The organism is Leisingera sp. F5 (assembly GCF_001593695.1).
In genome coordinates, this window is the sequence record NZ_LUKH01001260.1 from 1 (window position 1) to 1,151 (window position 1,151).

Annotated in this window: 1 protein-coding gene; it reads right to left on the reverse strand. The window is 65.8% G+C overall.

Translation table 11 applies throughout. From position 1 onward, the window contains the following. Positions 1 to 223: 223 nt before the first annotated feature. A partial coding sequence (locus tag A2I95_RS40625) for an Mrp/NBP35 family ATP-binding protein (protein ID WP_291737975.1) occupies positions 224 to 1,151 on the reverse strand: 928 nt, incomplete at its 5' end.

The window sequence follows — 1,151 nt, forward strand, 5'->3', positions numbered from 1 at the left end:
GATCCAGCGGGCGGGAGGCTCCCGCCTGTTCCAGCACATTCATAGAATGCCCCTCACAGTTGGGCGTGGCGCCGCTGCGCGGCGAAAGGCCTGCCAAGACGCGCTTGATGGGCAAGCCTGCCCTTCAAACGCCTTGTTCATTGTGCTGTCTGCCATCCCCGCCTCAAGGGTGAACGGCGCAGCGCGCCGCCGCTTTGCGGCCCTTGACCCACGGGCGGCAGGTTTATGCGGCGCCTGCGTCCACCAGCTGGGTGGCGATATCAAGGAACACTTTGGCCTGGGCGCTGCCGGGCTGCGCTGCCACAATCGGCGTGCCTTTGTCGCCGGCCAGGCGCACGTCCAAGTGCAGCGGCACCTCGCCCAGCAGCGGCACGCCCAGCTTCTTCGCCTCCTGCGCCACGCCGCCATGGCCGAAGACATGTTCTTCGTGGCCGCAGTTCGAGCAGATGTGGGTCGACATGTTCTCGATCATGCCCAGGACCGGCACGTTCATTTTGCGGAACATGTCGATGCCCTTGCGTGCATCGATCAGCGCCACATCCTGCGGAGTGGAGACCACAATGGAGCCGTCCACATGGGTCTTTTGCGCCAGCGTCATCTGCACGTCACCGGTGCCCGGCGGCAGGTCGACGATCAGAACGTCCAACTCGCCCCATTGCACCTGCAGCAGCATCTGCTGCAGCGCGCCCATCAGCATAGGGCCGCGCCAGATCACCGCCTGGTCTTCGCCGGTCATCAGACCCATCGACATCATGGTGACACCATGGTTGCGCAGGGGCAGGATGGTCTTGCCGTCAGGGCTGGCAGGCCGTCCGCTCACTCCCAGCATCTTGGGCTGCGAGGGGCCGTAAACATCTGCATCCAGCAGCCCCACCTTGCGCCCCTGCATTGCCAGCGCACAGGCAATATTGGCCGAGACGGTGGATTTTCCGACCCCGCCTTTGCCGGAGGCCACCGCGAGGATCCGCGCCACGCCCGGAACCTTCTGGGGTGCTGCCTGCTGCTGGGCCTGGGCGGGTTGCTTTGGCTTCAGATCCGGCGGCGCCTTCTGTGAATGGGCGGTCAGCATGGCCGAGACCCTCTCGACCCCCGCCAGCGCAGCCACCGCGGCGTCAGCCTGATCGCGGACCGGGCCATAAGCCTCGGACTTG